Here is a 22,831-nt window from a genome sequence, read left to right as displayed (position 1 = left end):
ACAGCGCAGGCTCGAAGGCATATAGAGATGGTCCCTCGAGGCGGCGACGCCGCTCGCCCGACTGGACGTCGCTCGAAGACTGGGATCCGGGCGGATACTGAACGGCGAGCGACTCAGCCGCGCAGCCGTCGCCGGTCGCCGGTCCCCTCGGTCATGGCGCTGGCGAGCGCCCCTTCGACGACGACGTCGTCGCCGAGTTCGGTGACGCGGATCTCGGGGACGTTCGTCATCACCATCTCCGAGACGCGCTCGCGAATCGGGTCGACGACGAGTTCCTCGTTGTGCAACGCGACCGCACCGCCGACGGAGACGACGATCGGCGCGAACGCGTGGACCACGTTGGTCACGCCGATCGCGTTCCAGTGGGCGAGCTGTTCGATGACGTAATCGGCCAGCTCGTCCTCGCCGGCGAGATCGAAGACGTCCTTCGCCGTGAAATCCGGCCCCTCGAGCGGGAGATCGGTCGAGATCGTCGGGTCGTCGTCGGCGAGTAGTCGGGCGTAGTCGGGGATGGCGTTGCCGGAGCAGTAGGCCTCCCAGTGGCCGTCGTGGCCGCACCCACAGGTCAGCCGACCGCGGGGGTCGACGACGTAGTGGCCGACCTCGCCGGCGTTGCCGTCCCAGCCGCTCGTGATCCTGCCGTCGGAGCAGACGCCGGCACCGATCCCCGAGGAGATGGTGATGTAGACCATGTCGTCCGGGTTGCTGGCGGCGTAAAACCGCTCGCCGATGACGCCCGCGGCGGTGTCGTTGTGGAGGTAGACATCCTCGCTGTCGATCAGCTTCGCGATCGGTCCCGTCAGCGGAATTCGATCGATCGAGTCCGGCAAGTTGGCCGGATCGATCACCGTTCCCTCCGCGAGATCGAACGGGCCGATCGAGCCGATCCCGGCGGCGGCGATCCGTTTGGGATCGACCTCGGCCTCGTCACAGGCGTCGCGAAGCGTTCGGAGGACCCCTTCCGTCACGTCGATTCCCGTCGGCCCGCGCGGCGTCGACCGGCGGCTCGCACCGATCGTCGTCCCGTCGGCCTCGGCGACGACGGCCCGGACGTTGGTCGCACCGAGGTCGACGCCCGCATAGTAGACCATGCTGTCCTAGGGACGACCGCGGCCGTACTTAACTACCCAGATTATACTCGACAACGAGTAGCGATTTCGATACGTTGTGGCGTCGATAGCGAGCGCCGCGGTTGCGTCCATCGACAGCGACGACGGTGTGGCGGCGATGATGGCGATGACGGTATGGCGGCGACGATTGCGACGATGGCGTGGCGACGACGACGATAGCAATTCCCTCGATGATCCGGCAACATATGTATGCCACTTCGTGGCATATGTTGTCGTATGACCACCGACGATACGTTCCCGAAATCAGCGGCCGAATCGGAGCCGACCCCCGCGCTGTCCGAGGCGGAACTCGAGGCCCTCCACGAGGTCGAGTTGGGGCTCGAATGGGCCCAGCGCGCCCAGGGCAGTCTGCTCGAGTTCCACCACGCGACGGGACACGGCATGGACCACCTCTCCCGGGCCGAGGAGTTGCTCAGGGCGGCCGGCCGCGACGACCTCGCGGCGGCGATTCGGGCTGACCTCCTTCCCCACGGCGTCGTCGACGAGGACCGGTGGTCATACGACGTCCTCGAGAACTTTCAGGAGAGCCTGCTGGCCGAGACGCGGTCGCTCGAGCGGCGGGTTCGGCGGGAGTTGGCCGACGGGGAGCGCCACGTCCGCGAGCGTCGACAGGAGCGAGCGTGGAAGCGACGCGCTGACGAGCCGTGAGGAGACCGAAGAAAGCGGCGCGGTGGGTCGGCGGTGAGTCCGCGGCGTGGGTCGCTACTCCATCACGTCGAGATCGCGGAAGTAGGTGACCGGACAGGGAGCCTGCAGGATGATCTCCTGGGAGACGGAACCGAGAACGGCCTTTTCGGCGGGCGAACGTCGCCGACCGCCGACGACCATTCGATCCGCATCGACGTCGATCGCCATGTCGACGACCTTGGTACTGACCTCGCCGAGCGCACCTTTGATTTCGTAGTCGACGCCGGCCTCCTCGAAGCGCTCGGCGAGTTCGGGAACCGGTGCGCGCCGGGCGGCGACTTCATCGGGATCGATGTCGTCGACGCGGGCCTCGAGGCCGAGATCGTCGTGGACGTCCTCGTACTCGTCTTCCGTGAAGGCGTGGCCGATGACGACCGTTGCACCGAGGGGTTCGGCGATCTCGAGAACCGTTTCGGCGAGCTCCGGCGCGCGAACTGTGTCCATCGGTCCGACTGCGAGAAGTACTGTATCGATTGCCATACCGGCACACTGTTCGGGCCATCCGCTTAAGTATTCTCGTCGTTGCAGTATTCGAGGAACGACGCGTGATACGGACTGCTGTCAGTCATTTCCGATGCGACCGCGATACGACCCGCGGTCGCAACGGTAAATCGTTACAGCAGACCGTATGAGTGGCGGGGAACCGCCGCTCTCTGCCGACGCGCCGTCGCTCGACGGCTGACCGGCGCAATCGATCAGTCCTCGAACTCCTCGCTCCGGACGAAGGTGACGGGGCACGGCGCCGAGAGCAGTACTTCCTGGGCCGTCGAGCCGAAGACGGCCTTCCCCGTCGGCGATCGACGGCGTCCGCCGACGACGACCCGGTCGGCACCGGTACTCGCGGCCAGATCGACGATCGACGGCCCGTGTTCCCCGACCGCGCCGCGGATCTCGTAGTCGACGTCGTGTTCGTCCAGGACGGCCTGCAGATCGTGGATCGTCGAGTGGCGCGACGCGACCGCGTCGGGGTCGATCTCGTCGACGTTCCGGTCGAAGTCGAGGCGGTCGAGCACCTGGTCGTACTCGTCGCTGGTGAACACGTGTGCGAGGACGACTGTCGCCCCGGCGGGTTTCGCGACCTCGAGGACCGCTTTGGCCAGTTGATCACTGCGGTCCGCGTCACCGGGTCCGACTGCGAGTAACACTGTATCTAGCATGGATGACGGATTGATCGCACACCACCGTAAATCCGCGGGTCGACGAACGCGGGCGTGAGTCGCGGAACACGCACGCAGGTCGCGAAACGCGAGCGCGAGTCGCGGAATGCGACCGCGCGTCACGAAACACGGGCCGTCGTCGGCGAGCACAACCCGTTCCGGACGGTTTTTCCACGCCGTCGTTGACTACGGACGCATGGACGGACCCGATCTCACGGGGCGAACGGTCCTCGTCACGGGCAGCGCGAAAGGCGTCGGGCGCGAACTGCTGTTGGCGACGGCCGAGCGCGGGGCGGCGACGGCGGTCCACTACCACACCAGCGCCGAGGCGGCCCGCGACGTGGCCGAGAGGGCCCGCGACCGCGGCGCAAGCGCGGCGATGACGGTTCAGGGCGACGTCACCGATCCCGAGAGCGTCGACGGCCTCTTCGCGGCCGTCGAAGCCGAACTCGGGAGCGTCGACGTGCTTGTCAACAACGTCGGCGACTTCGCGCCCGCCCACTGGTCCGACCTCGAGTTCGAAACCTGGAACCGCGTCCTCGAGACGAACCTCAACGGGACATACCTCTGTTCGAAGCGAGCGCTACCCGAGATGCGGGAGACCGAGTACGGCCGGATCGTGAACATCGGCTACGCCTCGAGCGAGCAGGGGCTCGTCAGTCCCGAGAACTTTCCCTACTTCGTGGCCAAGAAGGGCGTATTGATGTTCACGCGTATGCTCGCGGCCGACACGCAGGACGACGGGATCACGGTCAACGCCATCTCGCCGTACGTCGTCGAGAACTCCGACGAGTTTCCCGAGGAACTGCCCCGCGACCGGCCCGCGAGCTTCGAGGACCTGATCGCGCCGCTGTACTTCTATCTCGACCCCGACAGCGGCTACGTCAGCGGGGAGAACCTCGAGGTCGACGGCGGTTGGTTGCCCGAGACGGTGTGACCGGTCGCAGTCGAACGGCGTTCAATCGATCGTTCTGATAATATTCCGGAGGGTCGCGGGACCGTTCCTCACGAGCGCTCGCGGAAATCGTCTCCGAGGCGATCTGAGCGCCGCTCGAAGGACGGCGCTCCCGTTCTCCGTGATCCCCGCCCCGTGCCCGACGAGGACGCGTTCCGGCTCGAGGTCGTTCAATCGGCGCGGCGGCCTGAGCCGACGCAACAGCTGCAAGCCGAGTCGTTCCTCACCGACCAGGAACGAATCGATCGTCCCCAGCGAATCGGGAACGACGAGGGTTCCGCTGGGCTCGTGAAAGAGGATCACCTCGTCCCAGACGGAAAACGGTCGGTTGGGAATCGCGCGAATACTCGAGTCCGGGAACGAGCCGCTGTACCGCTCGAGCGGCGCGTCGATGCGCTGTTCGACGCGTCCCATCCAGTCGGGAACGGAGACGGGGACGTCGTAGCGGTCTGCGAACACGTCGGCGTCACGGGAGTGCCAGCACGAGAGGACGGCGACGCCGGCGACCGCACCGAAATTCCTCAGCACGCGATCGATATCGGGAGCGTCTAACGGATCGAGAAGCCAGACCCCGTCGTCCGTTCGAATCGCGTGGCTCACGCGCTGGCCGCCTTCTTCGGGGTGAGCCATCCAACTTATCCCATCGGACCGGTCGTTGCATATCTGCGCGCCCGCCGATTCGCCGCGATCGAACATTGCTATCGGTTCCTCTCGAGGCCGCTTTCATAGTTCTCCCGCCGACGGCCCACTGCTCGAGATACTCGAACCGAGATCGCGGCCGCTCGCGGAGCGCATCGAACAGTATACCTCGACCGCGGTCGTCTCTGTGCCCATGTCATCGACGGGAACGGTCCGGGCGATCCACGTCGCGCCGGAGCAGGGAGCACCGACGGAACGGGTCGACCGCGTCCGAGCCGTCGCCGGGTGCGGCCTCGAGGGCGATCGCTACTACAGCGCCGACGGCACGTTCGCCGACCGCGAGGGAAGCGATGTCACGCTCATCGAGGCCGAGGCGCTGTCCGCGGTCGAGCGCGACTACGAGATCGACCTCGAGTCCGGCGTCCATCGCCGGAATCTGACGACCGAGGGGATCGCTCTGAATCATCTGGTCGACGTCCGGTTCCGGATCGGCGAGGTCATTTGTAAGGGAGTCGAACTCTGCGAGCCGTGTTCGTTCCTCGAGTCCCACCTCGCGAAGAACGGGATCCGGGAGGCGCTGGTTCACCGCGGCGGGCTCCGAGCACGGGTCCTCGAGAGTGGAACCGTGACGACCGGCGATCGCGTCGAGCGGATCTAGCGCTTCCCCTCCGGAATACCCTACATATGTTCCGATGATGCCCAATCAACGAAAACAAAACCTACATTTTCGCGGAGTACAAGTGAGAACTGATGAACGAGTCTGGGATCCAGTCGCTGATGGATCAGGAAACGCTCGATCGGCGCGTTCGGGCCGGAGAAACCCCGGAATCAGCGCGTTCATCGGAACGGATCTCGAGACGTGGCTTCGCGATCGCGGCCTCGAGACGGTCGTCCTCGTGGGACTCACGACGGACCACTGCGTCTCCACGACGACGCGGATGGCGGAGAACCTCGGTTTCGCCCCGATCGTCGTCAGCGACGCCACCGCGACGTTCGAGCGGGCGTTCGACGGCGAGACCTTCGACGCGGAGACGGTCCACCGCACGGCCCTGGCTCACCTCGAGGGGGAGTTCGCCGACGTGGCGACGACCGCTGAGCTTCTCGGCGGAGACTGAGTCGCGTCGCTTCCGACCGGTTCGAGTCAAAAGCCGTATCGAGTCGCGACAGTCCGCAGTACAGTTATGTGTCGCCTTCTCTCACGACTACCTATGCGAGTCGCAGTCGCCGGCACGTTCGGGCCGCTCCACGATGGGCATCGAACTCTGTTCGAGCACGCGCTCCGGTTCGGCGAGAACGGTGTCGTCGTCGCGCTGACCAGCGACGAGTTGGCCGTCGAGACGCGTCACGAGCCCCGCCCGATCCCGTCGCTCGAGGAACGAATGCAGACCGTGACCGACGCGATCCGCGAACTCGACGAGTGGGATCGCGACGTCGAAATCCGAACGCTCGAGACCGAAGACGGAATTGCGACCGACGAGCCGTCGATCGACGCGCTGGTGGTCTCCCCTGAGACGGCCCCCGAACTCGAGGGGATCAACGACCGGCGGCGCGAGCAGGGGTTCGAACCGCTGTCGGGGATCGTCGCACCGTACGTCTACGCCGACGACGGAGAACGGATCTCGTCGACCCGGATCGTCGCGGGGGAGATCGACGAGCACGGGCGCGTCCTCGAGTAGGTGTAACGACGGCCACAGAAGCCGCTAGACGAACGCCAGCGGCACCATGACCAGAACGCCGACGACGATACCGCCCGCTAACTCCGGCTTGCCGCCCCGGGGCAGCCGTTCGCCGATCTCGAGCGCCTCGGGGACGAACTCGGTGAGCACGAGATAGATCATCGCGCCCGCGGCGAAGCCGAAGCCGTAGGGCAGGAATTCGCGGGCGTAGCGGACGAAGCCGAACGCGAGGACGGCCCCGATCGGCTGGGGCAGACTCGAGAAGACGGCCCACCAGACCAGCTTCCAGTTCGCGACGTCCATCGAGCGCAGCGGGATCGAGATCGCGGTCCCCTCGGGAACGTTGTGAATCGAGATGGCGATCGTCATGAAGATCGCCAGCACCGGGATGGTAAAGCCGAGGAACTGGGTCCCGCCCTCGAGGCCGAGATCGGCGAAGGAGACGCCGATGGCCACCCCCTCCGGGAAGCTGTGGACGGTCAGGATGCCGAGGATGAGGACGAGCTTCTTGAAATCGGCCTCCTCGTACTGCTGGGGGTCGATCTCGGTGTCCATCAGCACGTCGTGGGCGACGACGACGAGCGCGACGCCGGCCACCATGCCGATTCCGATCTCGAGGGGCGTCCCTTCGGCCAGTCCTTCATCGACGAGGCCGAACAGCGACGCCGAGACCATGATCCCCGACGAGAGTCCCCAGAGAATTACGTTTCGTCGGTCACTGATCCCCTCGAAGAAGAAAAACGGCAGCGCGCCGAGGCCGGTCGCCAGCGCTGTTATCAGCCCGGCGACGAACACTAACACGAGGTTCTCGAGCAGCGCCATCTTCCGGAGTGTCGGACCGGGTGTATAAATCGGCGGCGAAAGCGGCGGTTCGCGGCCGGTTTCGCCCGGCGGAGATCGCCGCGGGGCGAGCGACAGCGGCCGGTCGCGCTACGGCAGCAGCGAGCCGAGGTCGAGATTCATCTGCTGTTTCGCGAACCGGGCGAGCAGCGGCACGTCATCGAGTTCGATCAGGTTCGCGATGGCGCGGACATTCCCCTTGTTCGCCTGGGCCAGCGTGTCGTCGTCGAGCCGCTGGAGATCCCGCATGAGCGTGTCGTAGCGCTCGTTCGATGCGAGATAGAGGAGCTGGGTCATCAGCAGCCGGCTCTTCGCGTTGGGGGCGACGTCGCGGTGCCAGAGGGTGTCGTAGACCTCGAGGGTCTCGGCGGTCGGCTCGACGCCGTCGTGTTTGAGGACGCTATCGGCGGTGGCGGCAGCCGCGCGACCGGACAGCATGCACTTGTTGATTCCCTCGCCCCAGAGCGGGTCGAGGCTCGGCACGGTGTCGCCGATGGCCATGAACCGATCGGTGTGGAGTTCCCCCGGCGCCTGAATGTGGGCCGAGCCGCGGTGTTGTTTGCCCTCGATCGGTTCGGCGTCCCGGAACCGGGGGTCCGTCTCGAGCCAGTGAGAGAGGTAGTCGTCGATGGTAAAATCGTCGCGACTGTACTGGTCGTGGCTGCCGTTCTGGATGTAACAGAGGCCGACCTTGGCGGTGTCCTCCCCCGTGTGGAAGATCCAGGAGTAGCCACCGGGTGCGATCTCGTGGTCGAGTCGCAACATCATGGCGTCGCGCAGGTCCGCGAAGCCGGGGCGATCGATGTCGATCCCCTCGAACTCGTACTCGATGCCGATGGCGTGGTTTTCCCGCTTGAGATCGACGACGCCGAGTTTCTTCGCGAGGGGCGCGCTCGGCCCCGTCGCGTCGATCGTAATATCGCCGTAGACCTCCTCGTCGCCGTTGTAGGTGACGCCGATGATCTCGCCGTTTTCCGTGATCGGCGCAGTGACGCGAGCGTCGAATCGATACTCGGCGCCGCGGTCGCGGCTGTCTTTCACCAGATAGCGTTTGAAATCCGCGAACTCGAGGACCGCGCCGGTCTGGTCGCGGACGTAGTGCTCGGTCGGCGACTCGAGGACGACGCTGTCGGTGTACTGCATGACCACGTCGTCGGGGATGCCGAAGGACGCCATCATGGAGTGGAAGGTTCCCGCAGTGGACTTGTTGCTCTGTCGCGGGAACTCCTCTTCGGCCTCGGTCTCGAGGACGACGACGTCGTACCCCCTGGCGGCGAGGTCGCGGGCACACTGTGCACCGGCGGGACCGGCACCGGCGATGACTACGTCGTAGCGGTCGTTCATGTAATCCAGACTGTAGCGGACCTTAATTAGTTTGTCCAGTTACGACGGCTAGTACGGAGTCGAGTCCCTTGAGCGCTAACCCGGCAGAGACAGCCGGACGGGAGAATCCAACGGAACGAATTTAGGTGTTCATCGTGTCGTCGCGCCCATGGTTACCACGGAACCCGGTGAGTTTCCGGACGGGATTCCAAACGAGCTAGATCTCCCGTTCGGGGAGCGACCGCTTCACGAGTACGTTTCCCGCTACGCGGCGGAGCGGCCGGACGGCGTCGCGATCGACTACTACGGCGCACGGCTCACCTACGGGGAGCTCGGCGACGCGATCGACCGCTTCGCGACCGAGCTAGCCGAGCGCGGGTACGGCCGCGGGGACACCCTCCTCTTGCTTCTCCAGAACTGCCCGCAGTACGTGATCGCCTATTACGCGGCCCAGAAATTGGGGATGCGGGTCAGTCCCTGCAGCCCGATGGCGAAGGAACACCGCGTGAGCTATCAACTGTCCGACGGGGGCGCGCGAATCGTCGTCGCGGGGGACACCCACGCGCCGCTGCTCGAGGCCGTCCGCGAGGAAACGCCGCTCGAGGAGATCGTTTACACGCGCTTCGAAACCTATCTGCCCGACGAGCCGGTGCCCGCGATTCACGAGGACATGGCGGACGCGATCGAAACGCCGCGACAGCCCGAATCCGATGACGTTCGGTACCTCGAGTCGATCCTCGAGGAAACGCCCGCCGAGCCGCCGGCCGTCGAGGTCGCGATGGACGATATATGCCTCTTGCAGTACACTTCGGGAACGACCGGTCTGCCCAAGGGCTGCATGCACAGCTACGCGAACGTCCTGTTCGCCGCGGCCACGTCCTCGGCGCTGACCGGGCGGGACGAGCACACGCGCCACCTCGCGGTGATGCCCGTCTTCCACGTGGCCGGGAAGCTCAACGCCGTCGACTCCCCGATGATTCAGGGCGGGACGACCGTCCTCCTGACCCGATACGAGCCAGAGGCCTACGTCGACGCGCTGGCGGCCCACGAGCCGACCAACGGCTGGATCACCACGCCGATGGTCCGGGAGCTGCTGCCGTTGCTGGAGTCCGAGGAGCGGGCGATCGACTCGCTCGAGTCGATGCCGGTGACGAGCTTCGGGCAGGCGCTGACCGAGGCCCTCTGCGAGCGGTGGGCCGACGCGACCGACTCGACGATGTACGAAGCGGCTTACGGCCTGACCGAGACCCACACGCGGGACACGTTCACGCAGGGTCTCGGCGTGATCGAGGAGGGATTCGTCGGCAAGCCGGTCTACGAGACCGATATCGTGATCCGAGACTGGGAGAGCCACGAGGAGGTCCCCCGGGGCGAAACCGGCGAGATCACCGTGAAGTCGCCGTCGCTCTTCGAGGGCTATCTCGGCAAACCCGAGGAGACCGAGGCGGCGTTTCACGATGGCTACGTCCTGACCGGCGACATCGGCCGAATGACCGACGACGGGACGCTCTACTTCCTCGGGCGACGAACGTACATGATCAAGTCCAGCGGCTACTCGATCGCGCCCGCCGAAGTCGAGACGGTCCTGAAGACGCACCCTGCCGTCGCTAACGCCGCTGTCGCCGGCCGCGACCACGGGACCAAAGGGTCGGAGGTCGTCGCGGCCGTCACGACCGCCGACGGCTCGTTCGCCAGAGACGAGTTTCTCGAGTGGGCCGAGAACCGACTGGCCGCGTACAAGCGGCCCCGCGACGTCGTCGTGCTCGAGCAGTTGCCCGTTACGGATATGGGGAAGCTCGATCGGGAGCGACTCGAGGGCGTGATCACCGATCGGGCGTAGCGGCCGCGTGCTGTGGCGCGCGCTGGGGCCGCGGCGAACGAATTGTGAGCCGCGGGCTGACGCCGTGCGAGGGATGAGTGAGCGCCGTAAGGCGCGAACGTTAGCGCGGGACCGGAGGTCCCGCGAACCATGCGAACGGGCGCTGCGCGCCCGTGAGCAGAAATCGGCTGGGGAGGGCGTGGCGATTCCGTGTTGCCACGATAGCAGGTCGCTTTGTCTTACTCAGTCACTAGCAGAGCCAATTCCATTCATTGCCTGTAGTAAACGGGACGTTCAGTACGCGTCGTCGGGCGAACGGCTGACGGCCACGCCAATATATGGGCGACGAAACGGCTACCGACGGCCGCGAACTGTCCGCCAACTGTTGCGTCGAATCCCTTCAGTGACAGTCAGTGAACAACATATCCTTTATGCGACGGCTGCCTACCACGACGCATGAGCGATGGAGCGACAGCGGGGGACGCCGCGGCGGCGTTCGCCAGTCGGGCAGAGGCGGCCCACGGCGAGTCGATCCGTCACCTCGTCGCGTTCGGGGCCGCCGTCCGGGGCGACGACCGCGGCGTCCACACCGAGACCGAGATCCTGCTGGTCCTCGAGGAAGACGACGAAGCGATCGAGCGGGAACTCGAGGCGCTCGCCGAAAGCGTCGGACTCGAGCACGGCGTCGTCTTCTCGGTGCACGTCTTGCCGGCCGATCGGTTCGAAGCGAAGGCGGATCACCCGTTTATCCGGACGGCGCTCGAAGAAGGGACCGCGTATGTGTAGACTGCGGCGCTCGAAGGCGCTCGAGAGAGCGTCGAACCGGTCGGTGAGCGCCGACGGGACGGTGAGTGCCGATCGGAGGACTGCGTAATCATGCGGGTGACGCTGCTGGGAACCGGCGACACGACCGGAACGCCGACCGTCGGCTGCGACTGCGACACCTGTACGGCCGCACGCGAACGCGGCGTCGAGCGAACGCGATTCTCTGTTCACGTCGAAAACGAGCGCACGGGAGAGTCGCTGCTGATCGATTTCAGCCCCGACTTTCGTTACCAGTTCCTCCGCGACGATGTCCCGCTGCCCGACGCCGCCGTCATCACGCACATTCACTTCGACCACCTCGACGGGCTGGGCAACGTCTTTCGCGTCCTGGACTCGCTCGAGGTCTACGCGGCCGACGAGACCGACCCCGAGACGGGCAAGAGCGTCGCCGAAACGGTCCGAGACGACTATCACTATCTCGACACCGTCACCGTCGTTCCGACGACGCCGCTCGAGACGGTCCGGATCTGCGGACTCGACGTGACGCTGGTCCCGGTCGAACATCCGCCGCTGGTCTGTTACGGACTCACCGTCGAGGATCCGGAGACGGGCAGAAAACTATCGATAACGGGCGATACGAGCTACGATATCCCCGATGAATCCCGCGCGGTACTGGCCGATGCGGATCTCCTGCTGGCCGACGGAATCGTCCCTGCGAGCCTCTGTAAACATCACCCCCTCGGCGGCCGCCACGAGGACAGCGAGGGCACCCCTCGGACGTTCGGCACGAAACACATGACTCGAGAGGGGGCGATCGCGATGGCCGAGCGGCTGAACGCCGACCGGACGCGACTGGTCCACCTCGCGCACTTCTACCCCGCCGAGGAGGCGTTCGAGGAGCCGCTCGCGATCGACAGCGAGCAGTACGTCCTCTAACGGTTTCGGGCGGGAGGGGCCGTCGTCAACTGAATTCGCCGATTCCGGACTGTTGTCGCCGCTTACCGCCCGGATCGGCCTCCCACGCGGTTCGGCGGTCGCGTTCAGCATCGAGATCTATGTCCGGAGCCCCGGCCGCGTCGTAGCCCGAACACGACGGCCCGCACTCCGCAGCGGCATCGACCACCCGTCCCTTCCACTCGCAGTAGGGAAGCACTGCCCCGCTCGACTCGTCGGGGCGGCAGGCCGAACAGGCCGGAAAGTCGTACGTTCGCCACCCCTTGCCGTACGCGCGTTCGGCGATCTTTCGTCGCGCTCGCGCCTTCGCCGCGGGAGAGACGACCTCGATCTCCGTTCGGCCGGGATGGGACTCGAGCGGTTCGATTCCCGGCTCTGCGACGGGCAGCGACGCGGGGTCGCGAATCACCTCGATCTCGAGTTCGGCGTCCGGGTCGGACTCGTCGCGGTGGACCCGCCAGACGCCGATTTCCTCGGGAATTCGGTGCAGATGCGCGCGCGTCACGTAGCTCTCGGTCGCGAGGATCGCTTCGTCGACCAGCGCGAGGCTCACGTCCGTTCGCAGTTGGGCCTCGAGATCCCCCGGCCGACCGAGGTCGGGCTTGTTTTCGATGCCGACGATGCGACCGTACCAGTCGGGATAGCGGGCGACCTGTCGAACGTGGTCGCGACTGCTGGCCGCGCTGGCGGCGTGATCGCGTTCGAAGAAGCCGATCTCGAGCGCGCGCTCGAGGGCGCTGCGGGCGCGCTCTGGATGGCAGTCGAAGGCGTCTTTCCAGTAGCGCGCGTGACCAGTGCCGATAGCCGACTCGATGGCGGCGTCGGGGATCGACTCGCTCGTGATCGCGACGCGATCCTCGAATTCGGGACCGGGCTCGACGCAGAGCACGTCGAGGATCCGCCCGCCGGGATCGGCGACGCTGCCGCCGAGCTGGCGGGCGACGATCCCCTCCCGGCGCGACTCGAGATGGGCGCACAACTCGAGTTCGAACGCGAACTCTGACACGGTAGTAGGGAGGGCAGCGGTCGAGAAAAGTCGTCGGGTTCGACGGCTCGAAGCCGACCGTGTGCGTGGCAATCTCTCGGTTGTATCGTCGCCGAAACCGAAGGGATAGCTCGCAACCTTTATCAGTCGCACAGCGGAATCACTACCCAAGATTACTCATCGTCTTATGGTAGGAAATCGACAACCGGAGGTGAACATCGGGCTCGTCGGTCACGTAGATCACGGCAAGACGACGCTGGTGCAAGCGCTGAGCGGTTCGTGGACGGACCAGCACTCCGAGGAGATGAAACGCGGTATCTCCATCAGACTCGGCTACGCCGACGCGACCTTCCGCTACTGCGAGGGAGCGGACGAACCCGACTGTTACACCGTAGAAGAGGAGTGTCCGGACGGCTCGGAAAGCGAGCCGCTTCGGACCGTCTCGTTCGTCGACGCCCCGGGTCACGAGACCTTGATGGCAACGATGCTCTCGGGCGCGTCGCTGATGGACGGCGCGGTGCTGGTCGTCAGCGCTAACGAACCCGTCCCCCAGCCCCAGACCGAAGAGCACCTGATGGCGCTGGACATCATCGGCATCGACAACATCGTTATCGCCCAAAACAAGGTCGACCTCGTCGACGCCGAGACCGCTCGCAACAACTACGAGCAGATCAAAGAGTTCGTCGAGGGAACGGTCGCGGAGGACGCCCCCATCGTCCCCGTCTCCGCGGGACAGGAGGTCAATCTCGACCTGCTGATTCAGGCGATCGAGGAAGAGATCCCCACCCCCGACCGAGATCCAGACGCCGACGCCCGGATGCACGTTGCCCGGAGCTTCGACATAAACAAACCCGGGACGACGGCGAACGATCTCGCCGGCGGCGTCCTCGGCGGCAGTCTGGTCCGGGGCGAACTCGAGGTCGGCGACGAGATCGAGATCCGACCCGGCCGCGAAGTCGAGGAGGGCGGCCAGAGCGAGTACGTCCCGATCGAAACGAGCATCCGCTCGCTGCAGGCCGGCGGCGAGACCGTCGACACCGTCACGCCGGGCGGCCTGCTCGGCGTCGGAACCAAGCTCGACCCCTCGCTGACGAAAGGCGACGCGCTGGCGGGCCGGATGGCCGGCCCGCCGGGAACGCTCCCGCCGACGTGGAACGAGTTCACGATGGACGTCGACCTGCTCGATCGGGTCGTCGGCGCGGAGAGCGGCGAGACGGTCGACGAGATCAGCACCGGCGAACCGCTGATGATGACCGTCGGCACGGCGACGACCGTCGGGGCCGTCACCAGCGCCCGAAGCGGCGAGTGCGAGGTCAATCTCAAGCGACCCGTCGCCGCCGATCCGGGGACGAAAATCGCGATCAACCGCCGCATCGGCGCGCGCTGGCGGCTGATCGGGCTGGGAACGCTCACGGACTGAGGCGATGAGCACGCGGACGCGGGTCGCCCTCGACACGAGCGCGCTCATGATGCCAGTCGAACTCGACGTGCGGCTGTTCGAGGAACTCGAACGATTGCTCGATTCATTCGAGCCGACGATTCCACAGGCCGTCGTGGAGGAATTACGGCGGCTGTCCGAGAAGGGCGGCCAGGAGGGGACGGCCGCGACCGTCGGCCACGATCTGGCGACCGAGCGCTGTCTCGTCGTCGACACGGAGGCATCGTACGCCGACGACGCGCTGGTCGAACTCGCCCGCGAGGGCAACGTCGAGTACGTCGTCACGAACGATCGCCCGCTACGCGACCGGGTGCTCGAGGCGAGCAGACCGGTAATTGCATTACGCGGGAGAAACAAGTTAGCGATCACTCAACCATAGATGTACAAACGGGTCAGGCTGAAGGACACGGTAGAAGTACCGCCGGAAGAACTCGGCGACGTTTCGCCGAATCGAGTCAAACGACTGCTCCAGGACAAACTCGAGGGGCGCATGGACGAGGAGGTGGGGAGTATCGTCTCCGTCACCAACGTCCACGATATCGGAGAGGGGACGGTGTTGCCGAATCGGCCGGGCGTCTACTACGAGGCCGAGTTCGACGCGGTGACGTTCGATCCGCAGATGCAGGAAGTCGTCGACGGCACCGTCGTTGAAGTCGTCGAGTTCGGTGCCTTCGTCGGCATCGGTCCCGTCGACGGCCTGCTGCACGTCTCCCAGATCAGTGACGAGTATCTCGCCTTCGACGGCGAGAACCAGCGACTCGCCTCGAACGAGTCCGCCCGCTCGCTCGGCGTCGACGACGCCGTCCGAACTCGCATCGTCACCAAGAGCATCGACGAGCGCAACCCGCGCGACTCGAAGATCGGGCTCACCGCGAAACAGCCGGGGCTGGGCAAACACGGCTGGCTCGAGGAAGAACGCGAGAAACGCGAAGCGGCCGCAGGTGAATAACCATGGCATCCGACCGCCTCGTCTGTCGCGAGTGTCACCGGGTCAACGAACCGGACAACGAAACCTGTGACGCCTGCAACTCCTCGTCGCTGACCGAGGACTGGGCGGGCTACGTCATCATCGCCCATCCCGAGGAAAGCGAGATCGCGACGGAGATGCAGATCACCGAATCGGGCGCGTACGCCCTGAAGGTTCGCTGACGCGTGACTCGCGACGACGACAACGACGACGCGTCCGCCGCCGACGAGCAGCTACTGGTTTTACCCGACGAGCTCCGCCACGAACTCAAGGAGCCGATGGGGCCGATCGAGACCGACGCGGATCGACTCCTTGAAGCCGTCGACGGCCCCCTGATCGCCGTCGGCGACGTCGTCACCTACCACCTCCTGCAGGCGGGCCACCGCCCCGACGTCGCGCTCGTCGACGGCCGGACGAAACGCAGCGCCGTCGACGAGGAGATACGGGAGGCGGTCACGTCCGGCGCGAGCATCGAAGTTCGGAATCCGCCGGCAGAACTCTCCGCGCCCGTCATCCGAGCGCTTCGACGCGCGCTCGCAACGGATGATCCGACGACGATTCTGGTCGACGGCGAGGAGGATCTCGTCGCTCTGCCGGCGATCGTCGCCGCGCCCGAGGGCGCGAGCGTCGTCTACGGCCAGCCCGACGAGGGGATGGTCCACGTGAAAGTCACCGACGACCACCGAACGGAGATGCGCGACCTGCTCGAGCGATTCGAGGGCGACACCGAGCGCTTCTGGGAACTCCTCGAATCCAATACTGGCGCGTAACGACAGTCTCACACCGACGAGGCGACGGGCCGGGTTTTGATGCCATCGACGCAAACGAAGTATCGCTTCGAATACCGTCTCAGCCTGAGCTGTTCCCCGCCAGACAATCGTTTTCTCGAGTTCCGAGCCCCTCGTCGGGGTTCCGTATCGTATCGACCTCGAGGTCGTCGAGCGAGAGTTTGGTGATGAACTGGCGGTCGGTATGGATCGTGCCGTCCTCGATCGTGATGCTCGACGCCGAGATTCGCATCTGGTCCTGGGGGCCTTCGGTGTCGTATTCGGTAACCTGGTCCTCGTCGAACGAGAGATCGCCCTCGAGGCGAGTGAACTTCTGGCTGAGGCCCTGGAACTCGACGTCGTCGGATTTTATTGACACCCTGACCGTCTCACCGGTGACGGGCATCTCGGCGTCTTTGAACAGGTGCAGTCCCTCGATCGTCCCGTCGTCGATCTGGGCGACGTTGACGGAGTACTGTCCGCACGTTTCGGTGCTCCCCATCGTCGACCGTTGTTCGAACCCTTCTCCGTGGAGTTCGTCGAACGTAATCGCGAACGTTCCGACGCCGGCGGTTGGGACGGCAGCGCCAACACCGGCCGTTATCATGCCGGTCAAGACACAGACCAGCACGACGTTCGTGACGAGAAAGCTGACGAGAAACCGTTTGCGATCGATTGGCACGAGTGTCCCGTATTCCATCGAATGCGTAGTTATAAATTTGCACGTGTATCCGAGGTCCTATAAAACGGACCAGACGCGTTCGCTCGTCTCCGGAACGAGTATCGCCGTTAGAACGGTAACCCGTCCGTGATCGATGCGTGAATCGCCTCGAGAACGAATCGTGATTCGATCAGAAGTCGGCGAGACGCAGCGGCGGCAGGACGGTACCGACCACGTCGTGTTTCGACCGGGAGTTCCGGTCGGCTATCGGATCGATCGGTCGCCGATTCCGTCGGTCGCTAGCCGATAGCGGAATCGGTCCCGATAGTGATAGCATCTGTCGTTCCCTCTGCGATACCTCCGATTATGCCCGTCGTCCCATCCACGGTCTCGTCGACTACGTCGGTGGTCCCGTCTACGGTTTCATCGACCACGTCCGTGGTCCCGTTCACGGTATCGTCAACCACGTTGGTAGTCTCGTCTACGGTCTCGTCAACCGCGTCCGTCGTGTTGTCTACGGGTTCGTCGAGCGCCGTGTCATTCACGGTCTCGTCGACTGCATCCGTCGTACTGTTCGTGGTATCGTCGACCGCATCCGTCGTGGTATCTACGGTCCCGTCGACTGCATCGGTCGTGTTCTTCGTGGTGTCGTCAACCGCGTCCGTCGTATTATTCGTGGTATCGTTGACTGCATCCGTCGTATTGTCCACGGTATCATCGACCGCTTCCGTCGTCTCATTCGTGGAATTGTCGACCGGATCCGTCATATCGTCTTCTGTGTCGTCGACCGGATCCAGCACGACATCGTTCCCGGTATCGCCGTCCGAACTCGTGGTGTTATCCCCGGCATCGTCGTCCGAACCCGTGGTGTTATTCCCGGTATCGTCGTCCGGATCCGTCGTATTGTCTTCGGTGTCGTCGGTTTCGTTTGCCGCGGGGTCCGTTTCGTCGATCCCGTAGTCTTCTATCCCGAACAGATTTTTGATGGTCTTGATCGCATCGATCGAATCGGGGAGCTGCTTCAGGAGATCCAGTACCGCCTCCGGTGAGAGAACGACGGTCATCGAGTCAGCCTCACCCTGCTCGAACTCGACGTCAGTCCACGGGCCGATAAGCGTGGTGTCCTGGAACCCGACATCGTTGAGCCGGAGTTCGATACTCTCCTTGTCGTGATCCGATCCGCTAAAACAGATCGTGCTCGCGGCGATCAATCCGGACTCGATTCCGAACGTCTCTTGCCCGTCGGACGGGCCGGTACTGGTCGCGGAAACGTCCCCCGATTTCGTCCGGAGATTCGTCGCCTCCTGCTTATAGGCGTTCATCGAGATATTTTCGAGCGTCGGCGACGGGAGACACGCCAGGGAGTCGAGGGGGTCTCCGTCCGCCAGCTGTGCGGCTTCGTTCGACGACGAACTCGAACCCGGTGCGCCGGAGTAGGCCACGGCCGGAGGGCTCGCAATGACCACGACGACGAGGAACGCGGCCACGAAGGTACTGCGGTCGATCATTGGTACTGACTGTCGTACCTATCGCAATGTCATCATCTGTAATAGACATTGACTGACGTATCCCGGGCTCTTTATAAGGGTCCGTCGCCGGAACCACGGCTGCCCCGGCGATCGCGCGCCGACGAAGTGAACACCGTCGAGACCTCGTACCTGCCACCCCTGATCGCCGTCGGCGATGTCGTCAGCTACCGTCTCCTTGAGGCGGGCCATCGACCCGACATCGCCCTCGTTGATGGCCGGATCAAACGTAGCGCGGCCGACGAGGGGATCCGCGAGGCGGTCACTGAGGGTTCAAGTATCGAAGTGCGGAACCCGCCGGCCGAACTCGCCGCGCCGGCCGTACGGACGCTCCGGCGTGCGTTCACCGTCAACGAGCCGACGACGATACTGGTCGATGGCGAGGGAGATCTGGTCGCGCTGCCGGCCATCGTCGCCGCCTCCTCGGGAGAGAGCGTCGTCTACGGGCGGTCCGACGAAGGGATGATCCACGTGAAAGTCACCGACGACCACCGAACGGAGATGCGCGACCTGCTCGAGCGATTCGAGGGCAACACCGAGCGGTTCTGGGAGATTCTCGAAGGCGGATCGTAACGCTCGAGCGGATCACGACCGTTTCGTTCGGTCGCGATGCGAGCTGACGCTGCTAGCGCGCACCGTTTCACAAGGATATTATCACTGAAACGTGTTTTTCCAGATATGAATAGGTCCCTCCTCGCGGGACTCGGATTCGGAGCGGCGACGGGTGCTGTGGTGTACGTCGCGTTCGGGACGAACTGGTTCCTGATCGTCCCCGTGGTCGCGCTGTACGCCGGCTGGGGGTACTTCGCCGTGCGATACCGGCGACTGCTCTGGAGCGAGTTTCCCGCGTTCGATCGGTCGGCGGACCGACTCGGCTACGCGATCGGCCTGCTCGGTCTCTGTCTCGGATCCGTGGCGTTCGGTCAGCGGTACACGTCGGGCGACGGCAGCCTCGAGTTTCTCGTCGTCTATCTCGGCGTCATCGGCTTTCTCCACGCCTCGAGCGCCGCGGCCGCGGACGCCGATCCCGCGTGAGCGACGCGGGAGCGGATCGGCCGGCACCGTCAGAAAGACCGGTCCGGGCATTATCTACCGTGGCTGGAGCCAAACAATAAACTGTGGGACGAGTGACCAGTATTGCCGTCGCCGAGGCCGACCTCACTCGACGACCGTGTGCTCGAGCGTGCCGATCCCCTCGATCTCGAGCGCCACCGTATCGCCGTCCTCGAGCCATTGCCCCAGTTCCAGCCCGCAGCCCTCGCCGACGGTGCCGCTGCCGATGACGTCGCCGGGGTGGAGCGTCTCGGACTGGGAGATGTGTTCGACGATCTCCGCGAAGGAGTGGTACATCTCGTCGACGGTGCCCGCCGACCAGACCTCGCCGTCGATTCGGGCGGTCATCGGCGCCTCGAGCACGTCGATATCCTCGCGCGGGACGAAATAGGGGCCGAGACCGTTCGCGAAGTCCTTGCCCTTCGCGGGACCCAACCGGCCCTCCATCTCCCGGCCCTGGATGTCGCGGGCGCTGAAATCGTTGAAGACGGTGTAGCCGGCGATGTGCTCCTCGGCTTCGTCGGCCGGGATGTCCCGGGCCCGTTTCCCGATCACGGCCGCGATCTCGAGTTCGTAGTCCATGATCGACGAGTAATCGGGCCAGTCGATCGTCTCGCCCGGCGCGACGACGCTGTCGGCGTTGCCCTTGTAGTAGACCGGCAGGTCGTACCAGACGTCTGCGATCTCGCCGTCCATGCTGTTCTGCACGTGCTCTTCGATCGCCATGCAGTCGCGCAGCGAGTTCGGCCGGGGAAGCGGCGCGAGCAGGTCGTACTCGCCGGGTTCGTACCGGATCTTCGCACCGCCAGGACCGCGCTCGGCGTCGGCCTCGGTCGCGTACTCGAGGGCCTCGCGGGCGTCTTCGATCGCCCGGTCGCCGCGCTCGAGAAAGGCGATCATCTCCGGCGGAACGTGTGCCCGCGCGAGGTCGGCCGGCGCGGGTTCACCTTCGGCCTCGAGGGCGGCGCCGTAGGCGGCGGTGAGATCGACGAGCGTCGCTTCGCCGGCGGGCGCACCGTCGGATCCGGTGGACTCGTCGACGGCACCGATCCGTTCGACGGGGCCGACCGGCGTATCGACTTCGACGGTCGCGAGTTTCATGCGGTCTCACCTCCCGTCTCGTCCCCGAGAAGTGCGACCGGTCGCACCCACCCCGCGCTTCCGCCCTCGATTTTGATGGGGAACGCGACGATCGGCACGTCCGTCCTGCGGGGCAGTTCGTCGAGGTTGGCCATCTTCTCGATCTGGCAGTATTCGACCTCGCGACCGGCGAAGTGGGCCGGCCACAGTTCGTCCCCGTCGCCCGATTCGACGTAGCGCTCGCCCATCGCCGCGAACGGCTTGTCGAAGCCGTAGGCGTCGGTGCCGATCACCGTGATTCCCTGCTCGACGAGGAACTTCGTTCCCTCGGCGCTCATTCCGGGGAACTCGGTCAGGTACTCGGGCCGGCCCCACAGCTCGTCGGCCCCGGTCTGGAGCAGGACGATCTCGCCCGGCGAGAGGTCGTGATCCAGTTCGTCGAGGGCGTCCTCGAGATCCCTCACCGAAATCTCCTCGCCAGGGTCCATCCACCGGAAATCGAGGACGACCGCGTTCCCGCGACACCACTCGAGGGGAATCTCCTCGATCGTCTTCGCCGGCTCGCCGTCGACCTCGGGGCCGTAGTGCCACGGCGCATCCATGTGGGTGCCCGCGTGGGGGATCACCTCGAGATCTTCCCAAGCCAGCCCCATCCCGTCGGGGAAGTCCTCGGCCTCGACATCGTACCCTTGGTCTCGGAGGGTTTCGGCGAGTCGTTTCGCGCCGGCTTCGTGGTCGAAGGCATCGATTTTCGGCGGGGTTGGTTCGCTCGCGACGCCGTCCTCGAGGCCGATGCTCAGGTCGATCAGCGTGGTCTCGTCGGCTGTTACCAAGTCGCGCATAGTCGCCACGATTCGGTGAGCCCAGTTAACAGTGACTCCGATTCGCTGGGTTCTAGACCGGCCAGTTCCGGTGGCCGCGGCCAATACTGTCGCGAGACACATGAAAAACGAGAATCATTATGTGTCTGGTAGTGCGGTTTCGGACATGGAGACGGGATCCGAGTCGTGGGTCGCTCTTTTGACCGTGGGGATGTCGCTCAACGTCGTCGGTCTGCTCCTCTTGGATACGATGGCATGGTACGTCCAGTACGCCGCGTTGGGGCTGTCGGTCGTCCTCGTAGGTATCGCTGTGTATCAATTGACATCGGCCGAATCACGGGCGGAGTGATCGAATTGTCGAGAAGGAGGTGGCCAACGGCCACCCCTACGAGCGGCCGCTATCGACACCCCGTCGGCACCGGGATCCCATCGACTCGTCTCGAGTAACTATTTACTCTCCGCCGGAAACGTGACGACCATGTACGATTTCGTCGTCGTCGGCGTCGGTCCGCCGGGCGCGCGCTTCGCCCGCCGTGCCGCCGAAGAAGGCTACGACGTGCTCGCCCTCGAGAAAGGAGAAATCGGCGACCCGCTCGCCTGTTCGGGCCACGTCAGTACCGACATCTGGGAGTTCACCGGCGACGGCGCTCGCGAGGAGCTGTTCCAGAACGAGATCTACGGCGCGCGATTCCACGTCGGCGGGCCCGGCAGCGACGACTACCCGTTCTACAAGGGGGACGTCGCCTCGAACGTCATCGACCGCGTCGGACTCGACCGCCACCTCGCGGCGCTCGCTCGAGAGGCGGGCGCGGACGTCCGCGAGGAACACACCGTCACCGGGGTTACCGAACACCAGGACCGCGTCGAAATCGTCGCTAGTGGCCCCGACGGCACCGTCGAGTTCGAGGCGAAGATGCTCGCCGGCTGCGACGGTCCGCGCTCGAGAGTTCGGGACGAACTCGAGCTTCCACAGCCCGAGGAGTTCCTCCACGGCGTGCTCGCCTTCTCCGAGGAAGAAGACCACGAGGACTTCGTCGACGTCCACCTCACGCCGCCGACGTTCTTCGCGTGGCGGATCCCCCGCGGCGAGGCCGGCGTCGAGTACGGCCTCGCGGCCCCGCCGGGCGTGCAGGTGACCAAGCACTTCGAGGAGCTGATCGACGGCTACGAGATCGACGTCTCCCACCGCTGTTCGGGGGCGATCCCGGTCGGGTCGCCCGACCGGGTGACGACCCGCCGAGGCTTCCTCATCGGCGACGCGGCCGCCCAGACCAAGCCCTTCACCGGCGGGGGAATTCTCTATAGCATGACCAGCGCCGACCACGCGGCTCGCGAGATCGATCCCGATCGGCCGACCACGCTCGCGGCTTACGAACGCGCCTGGCGCGACGACCTCGAGCGCGAACAGGAACTCGGGCGCTGGATTCGGCGGGCCTACTCGCTGCCCGAGCCCGTCCAGCGGATCGGCCTCGGAGCGCTCTCGGGCGAGATCGGCGTGCACATGGACCGACCGACGTCGCTGGTCTCGCCGACGCATCTGAAGGCGGTCCTCTCGCGGTTCCGCGGATAACTCAGTCGAGGCACGACA

The 22,831-nt window shown here is 65.2% G+C and carries 27 protein-coding genes and 1 pseudogene; 17 read left to right on the top strand and 11 right to left on the bottom strand.

Annotation, left to right across the window (positions count from 1 at the left end):
- Positions 1 to 113 precede the first annotated feature (113 nt).
- Positions 114 to 1,091 carry an ROK family protein gene (locus LDH74_RS13445; protein WP_226039227.1) on the bottom strand — a complete coding sequence of 326 codons (978 nt, stop codon included), beginning with the start codon at positions 1,089 to 1,091 and terminating at the stop codon, positions 114 to 116.
- A gap of 255 nt (positions 1,092 to 1,346) precedes the next feature.
- On the opposite strand from LDH74_RS13445, the gene LDH74_RS13440 reads away from it, so the two are divergent.
- Positions 1,347 to 1,778: a hypothetical protein gene (locus tag LDH74_RS13440; RefSeq protein WP_226039226.1), complete on the top strand. Its 432-nt coding sequence runs from the start codon at positions 1,347 to 1,349 to the stop codon at positions 1,776 to 1,778.
- 54 nt (positions 1,779 to 1,832) lie between these two features.
- On the opposite strand, the gene LDH74_RS13435 is transcribed toward LDH74_RS13440, so the two are convergent.
- A complete protein-coding gene (locus LDH74_RS13435; RefSeq protein ID WP_226039225.1) occupies positions 1,833 to 2,297 on the bottom strand; it encodes a universal stress protein in 465 nt (154 codons plus the stop codon).
- 215 nt (positions 2,298 to 2,512) lie between these two features.
- Entirely contained in the window at positions 2,513 to 2,974 is a 462-nt protein-coding gene (locus LDH74_RS13430) for a universal stress protein (RefSeq protein ID WP_226039224.1), read from the bottom strand.
- A 196-nt stretch (positions 2,975 to 3,170) separates the two neighbouring features.
- Between LDH74_RS13430 and LDH74_RS13425 the strand changes: the two genes are divergently transcribed.
- Positions 3,171 to 3,911 (top strand): SDR family NAD(P)-dependent oxidoreductase, encoded by a 741-nt coding sequence (locus tag LDH74_RS13425; RefSeq protein ID WP_226039223.1) that lies wholly within the window; start codon positions 3,171 to 3,173, stop codon positions 3,909 to 3,911.
- Positions 3,912 to 3,932: 21 nt separating this feature from the next.
- Here the strand turns inward: LDH74_RS13425 and LDH74_RS13420 are convergent, their stop codons facing one another.
- Complete coding sequence (locus tag LDH74_RS13420) at positions 3,933 to 4,559, bottom strand: hypothetical protein (protein ID WP_226039222.1); 627 nt, start codon at positions 4,557 to 4,559, stop codon at positions 3,933 to 3,935.
- A 202-nt stretch (positions 4,560 to 4,761) separates the two neighbouring features.
- On the opposite strand from LDH74_RS13420, the gene LDH74_RS13415 reads away from it, so the two are divergent.
- The 3 genes and pseudogenes from LDH74_RS13415 to LDH74_RS13405 all read left to right on the top strand — a co-directional run bounded on the left by LDH74_RS13415 (position 4,762) and on the right by LDH74_RS13405 (position 6,244).
- Positions 4,762 to 5,226, top strand: coding sequence for an MOSC domain-containing protein (locus tag LDH74_RS13415; RefSeq protein WP_226039221.1), 465 nt, complete (start codon positions 4,762 to 4,764; stop codon positions 5,224 to 5,226).
- Between the two features lie 76 nt (positions 5,227 to 5,302).
- Positions 5,303 to 5,683 (top strand): annotated as a pseudogene (locus LDH74_RS13410) (isochorismatase family protein); the annotation flags it as partial.
- A 93-nt stretch (positions 5,684 to 5,776) separates the two neighbouring features.
- Entirely contained in the window at positions 5,777 to 6,244 is a 468-nt protein-coding gene (locus LDH74_RS13405; RefSeq protein ID WP_226039220.1) for a pantetheine-phosphate adenylyltransferase, read from the top strand.
- A 24-nt stretch (positions 6,245 to 6,268) separates the two neighbouring features.
- Here LDH74_RS13405 and LDH74_RS13400 read toward each other — a convergent pair whose 3' ends face one another.
- Both LDH74_RS13400 and LDH74_RS13395 read right to left on the bottom strand, forming a co-directional pair.
- Positions 6,269 to 7,066: a ZIP family metal transporter gene (locus LDH74_RS13400; protein ID WP_226039219.1), complete on the bottom strand. Its 798-nt coding sequence runs from the start codon at positions 7,064 to 7,066 to the stop codon at positions 6,269 to 6,271.
- Between the two features lie 108 nt (positions 7,067 to 7,174).
- Positions 7,175 to 8,428 (bottom strand): digeranylgeranylglycerophospholipid reductase, encoded by a 1,254-nt coding sequence (locus tag LDH74_RS13395; protein WP_226039218.1) that lies wholly within the window; start codon positions 8,426 to 8,428, stop codon positions 7,175 to 7,177.
- Positions 8,429 to 8,576: 148 nt separating this feature from the next.
- On the opposite strand from LDH74_RS13395, the gene LDH74_RS13390 reads away from it, so the two are divergent.
- From LDH74_RS13390 to LDH74_RS13380, 3 genes are all read left to right on the top strand, one after another.
- A complete protein-coding gene (locus LDH74_RS13390; RefSeq protein WP_226039217.1) occupies positions 8,577 to 10,247 on the top strand; it encodes an AMP-binding protein in 1,671 nt (556 codons plus the stop codon).
- A 435-nt stretch (positions 10,248 to 10,682) separates the two neighbouring features.
- Positions 10,683 to 11,012, top strand: a complete 330-nt coding sequence (locus LDH74_RS13385) for a hypothetical protein (protein WP_226039216.1) — start codon at positions 10,683 to 10,685, stop codon at positions 11,010 to 11,012.
- 90 nt (positions 11,013 to 11,102) lie between these two features.
- Positions 11,103 to 11,927, top strand: coding sequence for an MBL fold metallo-hydrolase (locus LDH74_RS13380; RefSeq protein ID WP_226039215.1), 825 nt, complete (start codon positions 11,103 to 11,105; stop codon positions 11,925 to 11,927).
- 25 nt (positions 11,928 to 11,952) lie between these two features.
- Here LDH74_RS13380 and LDH74_RS13375 read toward each other — a convergent pair whose 3' ends face one another.
- The gene (locus LDH74_RS13375; RefSeq protein WP_226039214.1) at positions 11,953 to 12,951 is read right to left on the bottom strand and encodes a DUF5787 family protein; all 999 of its coding nucleotides are present in this window, start codon (positions 12,949 to 12,951) and stop codon (positions 11,953 to 11,955) included.
- Positions 12,952 to 13,117: 166 nt separating this feature from the next.
- On the opposite strand from LDH74_RS13375, the gene LDH74_RS13370 reads away from it, so the two are divergent.
- Genes LDH74_RS13370 through LDH74_RS13350 form a run of 5 tightly spaced genes read left to right on the top strand, consistent with a single transcriptional unit; the run spans position 13,118 to position 16,105 of the window.
- The gene (locus LDH74_RS13370) at positions 13,118 to 14,350 is read left to right on the top strand and encodes a translation initiation factor IF-2 subunit gamma (protein WP_226039213.1); all 1,233 of its coding nucleotides are present in this window, start codon (positions 13,118 to 13,120) and stop codon (positions 14,348 to 14,350) included.
- Positions 14,351 to 14,354: 4 nt separating this feature from the next.
- Entirely contained in the window at positions 14,355 to 14,747 is a 393-nt protein-coding gene (locus LDH74_RS13365) for a PIN domain-containing protein (protein WP_226039212.1), read from the top strand.
- A complete protein-coding gene (locus LDH74_RS13360; protein WP_226039211.1) occupies positions 14,748 to 15,317 on the top strand; it encodes a DNA-directed RNA polymerase in 570 nt (189 codons plus the stop codon).
- A 2-nt stretch (positions 15,318 to 15,319) separates the two neighbouring features.
- Positions 15,320 to 15,517, top strand: a complete 198-nt coding sequence (spt4, locus tag LDH74_RS13355) for a transcription elongation factor subunit Spt4 (RefSeq protein ID WP_098725680.1) — start codon at positions 15,320 to 15,322, stop codon at positions 15,515 to 15,517.
- 3 nt (positions 15,518 to 15,520) lie between these two features.
- Complete coding sequence (locus LDH74_RS13350; protein WP_226039210.1) at positions 15,521 to 16,105, top strand: GTP-dependent dephospho-CoA kinase family protein; 585 nt, start codon at positions 15,521 to 15,523, stop codon at positions 16,103 to 16,105.
- Between the two features lie 79 nt (positions 16,106 to 16,184).
- On the opposite strand, the gene LDH74_RS13345 is transcribed toward LDH74_RS13350, so the two are convergent.
- Together LDH74_RS13345 and LDH74_RS13340 are read right to left on the bottom strand one after the other, a co-directional pair.
- On the bottom strand, positions 16,185 to 16,802 hold the full coding sequence (locus tag LDH74_RS13345; protein WP_226039209.1) for a DUF6230 family protein: 618 nt from the start codon (positions 16,800 to 16,802) through the stop codon (positions 16,185 to 16,187).
- Positions 16,803 to 17,062: 260 nt separating this feature from the next.
- Complete coding sequence (locus LDH74_RS13340; RefSeq protein WP_226039208.1) at positions 17,063 to 18,271, bottom strand: hypothetical protein; 1,209 nt, start codon at positions 18,269 to 18,271, stop codon at positions 17,063 to 17,065.
- Positions 18,272 to 18,397: 126 nt separating this feature from the next.
- Between LDH74_RS13340 and LDH74_RS13335 the strand changes: the two genes are divergently transcribed.
- Together LDH74_RS13335 and LDH74_RS13330 are read left to right on the top strand one after the other, a co-directional pair.
- On the top strand, positions 18,398 to 18,862 hold the full coding sequence (locus tag LDH74_RS13335; RefSeq protein WP_226039207.1) for a GTP-dependent dephospho-CoA kinase family protein: 465 nt from the start codon (positions 18,398 to 18,400) through the stop codon (positions 18,860 to 18,862).
- A 105-nt stretch (positions 18,863 to 18,967) separates the two neighbouring features.
- Positions 18,968 to 19,324: a hypothetical protein gene (locus tag LDH74_RS13330; protein ID WP_226039206.1), complete on the top strand. Its 357-nt coding sequence runs from the start codon at positions 18,968 to 18,970 to the stop codon at positions 19,322 to 19,324.
- Between the two features lie 123 nt (positions 19,325 to 19,447).
- On the opposite strand, the gene LDH74_RS13325 is transcribed toward LDH74_RS13330, so the two are convergent.
- The gene (locus tag LDH74_RS13325) at positions 19,448 to 20,443 is read right to left on the bottom strand and encodes a fumarylacetoacetate hydrolase family protein (protein WP_226039205.1); all 996 of its coding nucleotides are present in this window, start codon (positions 20,441 to 20,443) and stop codon (positions 19,448 to 19,450) included.
- Positions 20,440 to 21,264 carry a cyclase family protein gene (locus LDH74_RS13320; RefSeq protein WP_226039204.1) on the bottom strand — a complete coding sequence of 275 codons (825 nt, stop codon included), beginning with the start codon at positions 21,262 to 21,264 and terminating at the stop codon, positions 20,440 to 20,442. The genes LDH74_RS13325 and LDH74_RS13320 overlap by 4 nt, the downstream gene beginning before the upstream one ends.
- Positions 21,265 to 21,409: 145 nt before the next feature.
- Here LDH74_RS13320 and LDH74_RS13315 point away from each other — a divergent pair, with 145 nt between their 5' ends.
- Both LDH74_RS13315 and LDH74_RS13310 read left to right on the top strand, forming a co-directional pair.
- On the top strand, positions 21,410 to 21,592 hold the full coding sequence (locus LDH74_RS13315) for a hypothetical protein (RefSeq protein ID WP_226039203.1): 183 nt from the start codon (positions 21,410 to 21,412) through the stop codon (positions 21,590 to 21,592).
- Positions 21,593 to 21,721: 129 nt separating this feature from the next.
- Complete coding sequence (locus LDH74_RS13310; RefSeq protein WP_226039202.1) at positions 21,722 to 22,813, top strand: geranylgeranyl reductase family protein; 1,092 nt, start codon at positions 21,722 to 21,724, stop codon at positions 22,811 to 22,813.
- Positions 22,814 to 22,831 lie beyond the last annotated feature (18 nt).

Origin of the sequence: Natrinema sp. DC36, from assembly GCF_020405225.1 — an archaeon.
Taxonomy (GTDB): Archaea; Halobacteriota; Halobacteria; order Halobacteriales; family Natrialbaceae; genus Natrinema.
Note: the sequence above shows the minus strand (reverse complement) of the source record. Positions and strands in the feature narration are given on the sequence as shown.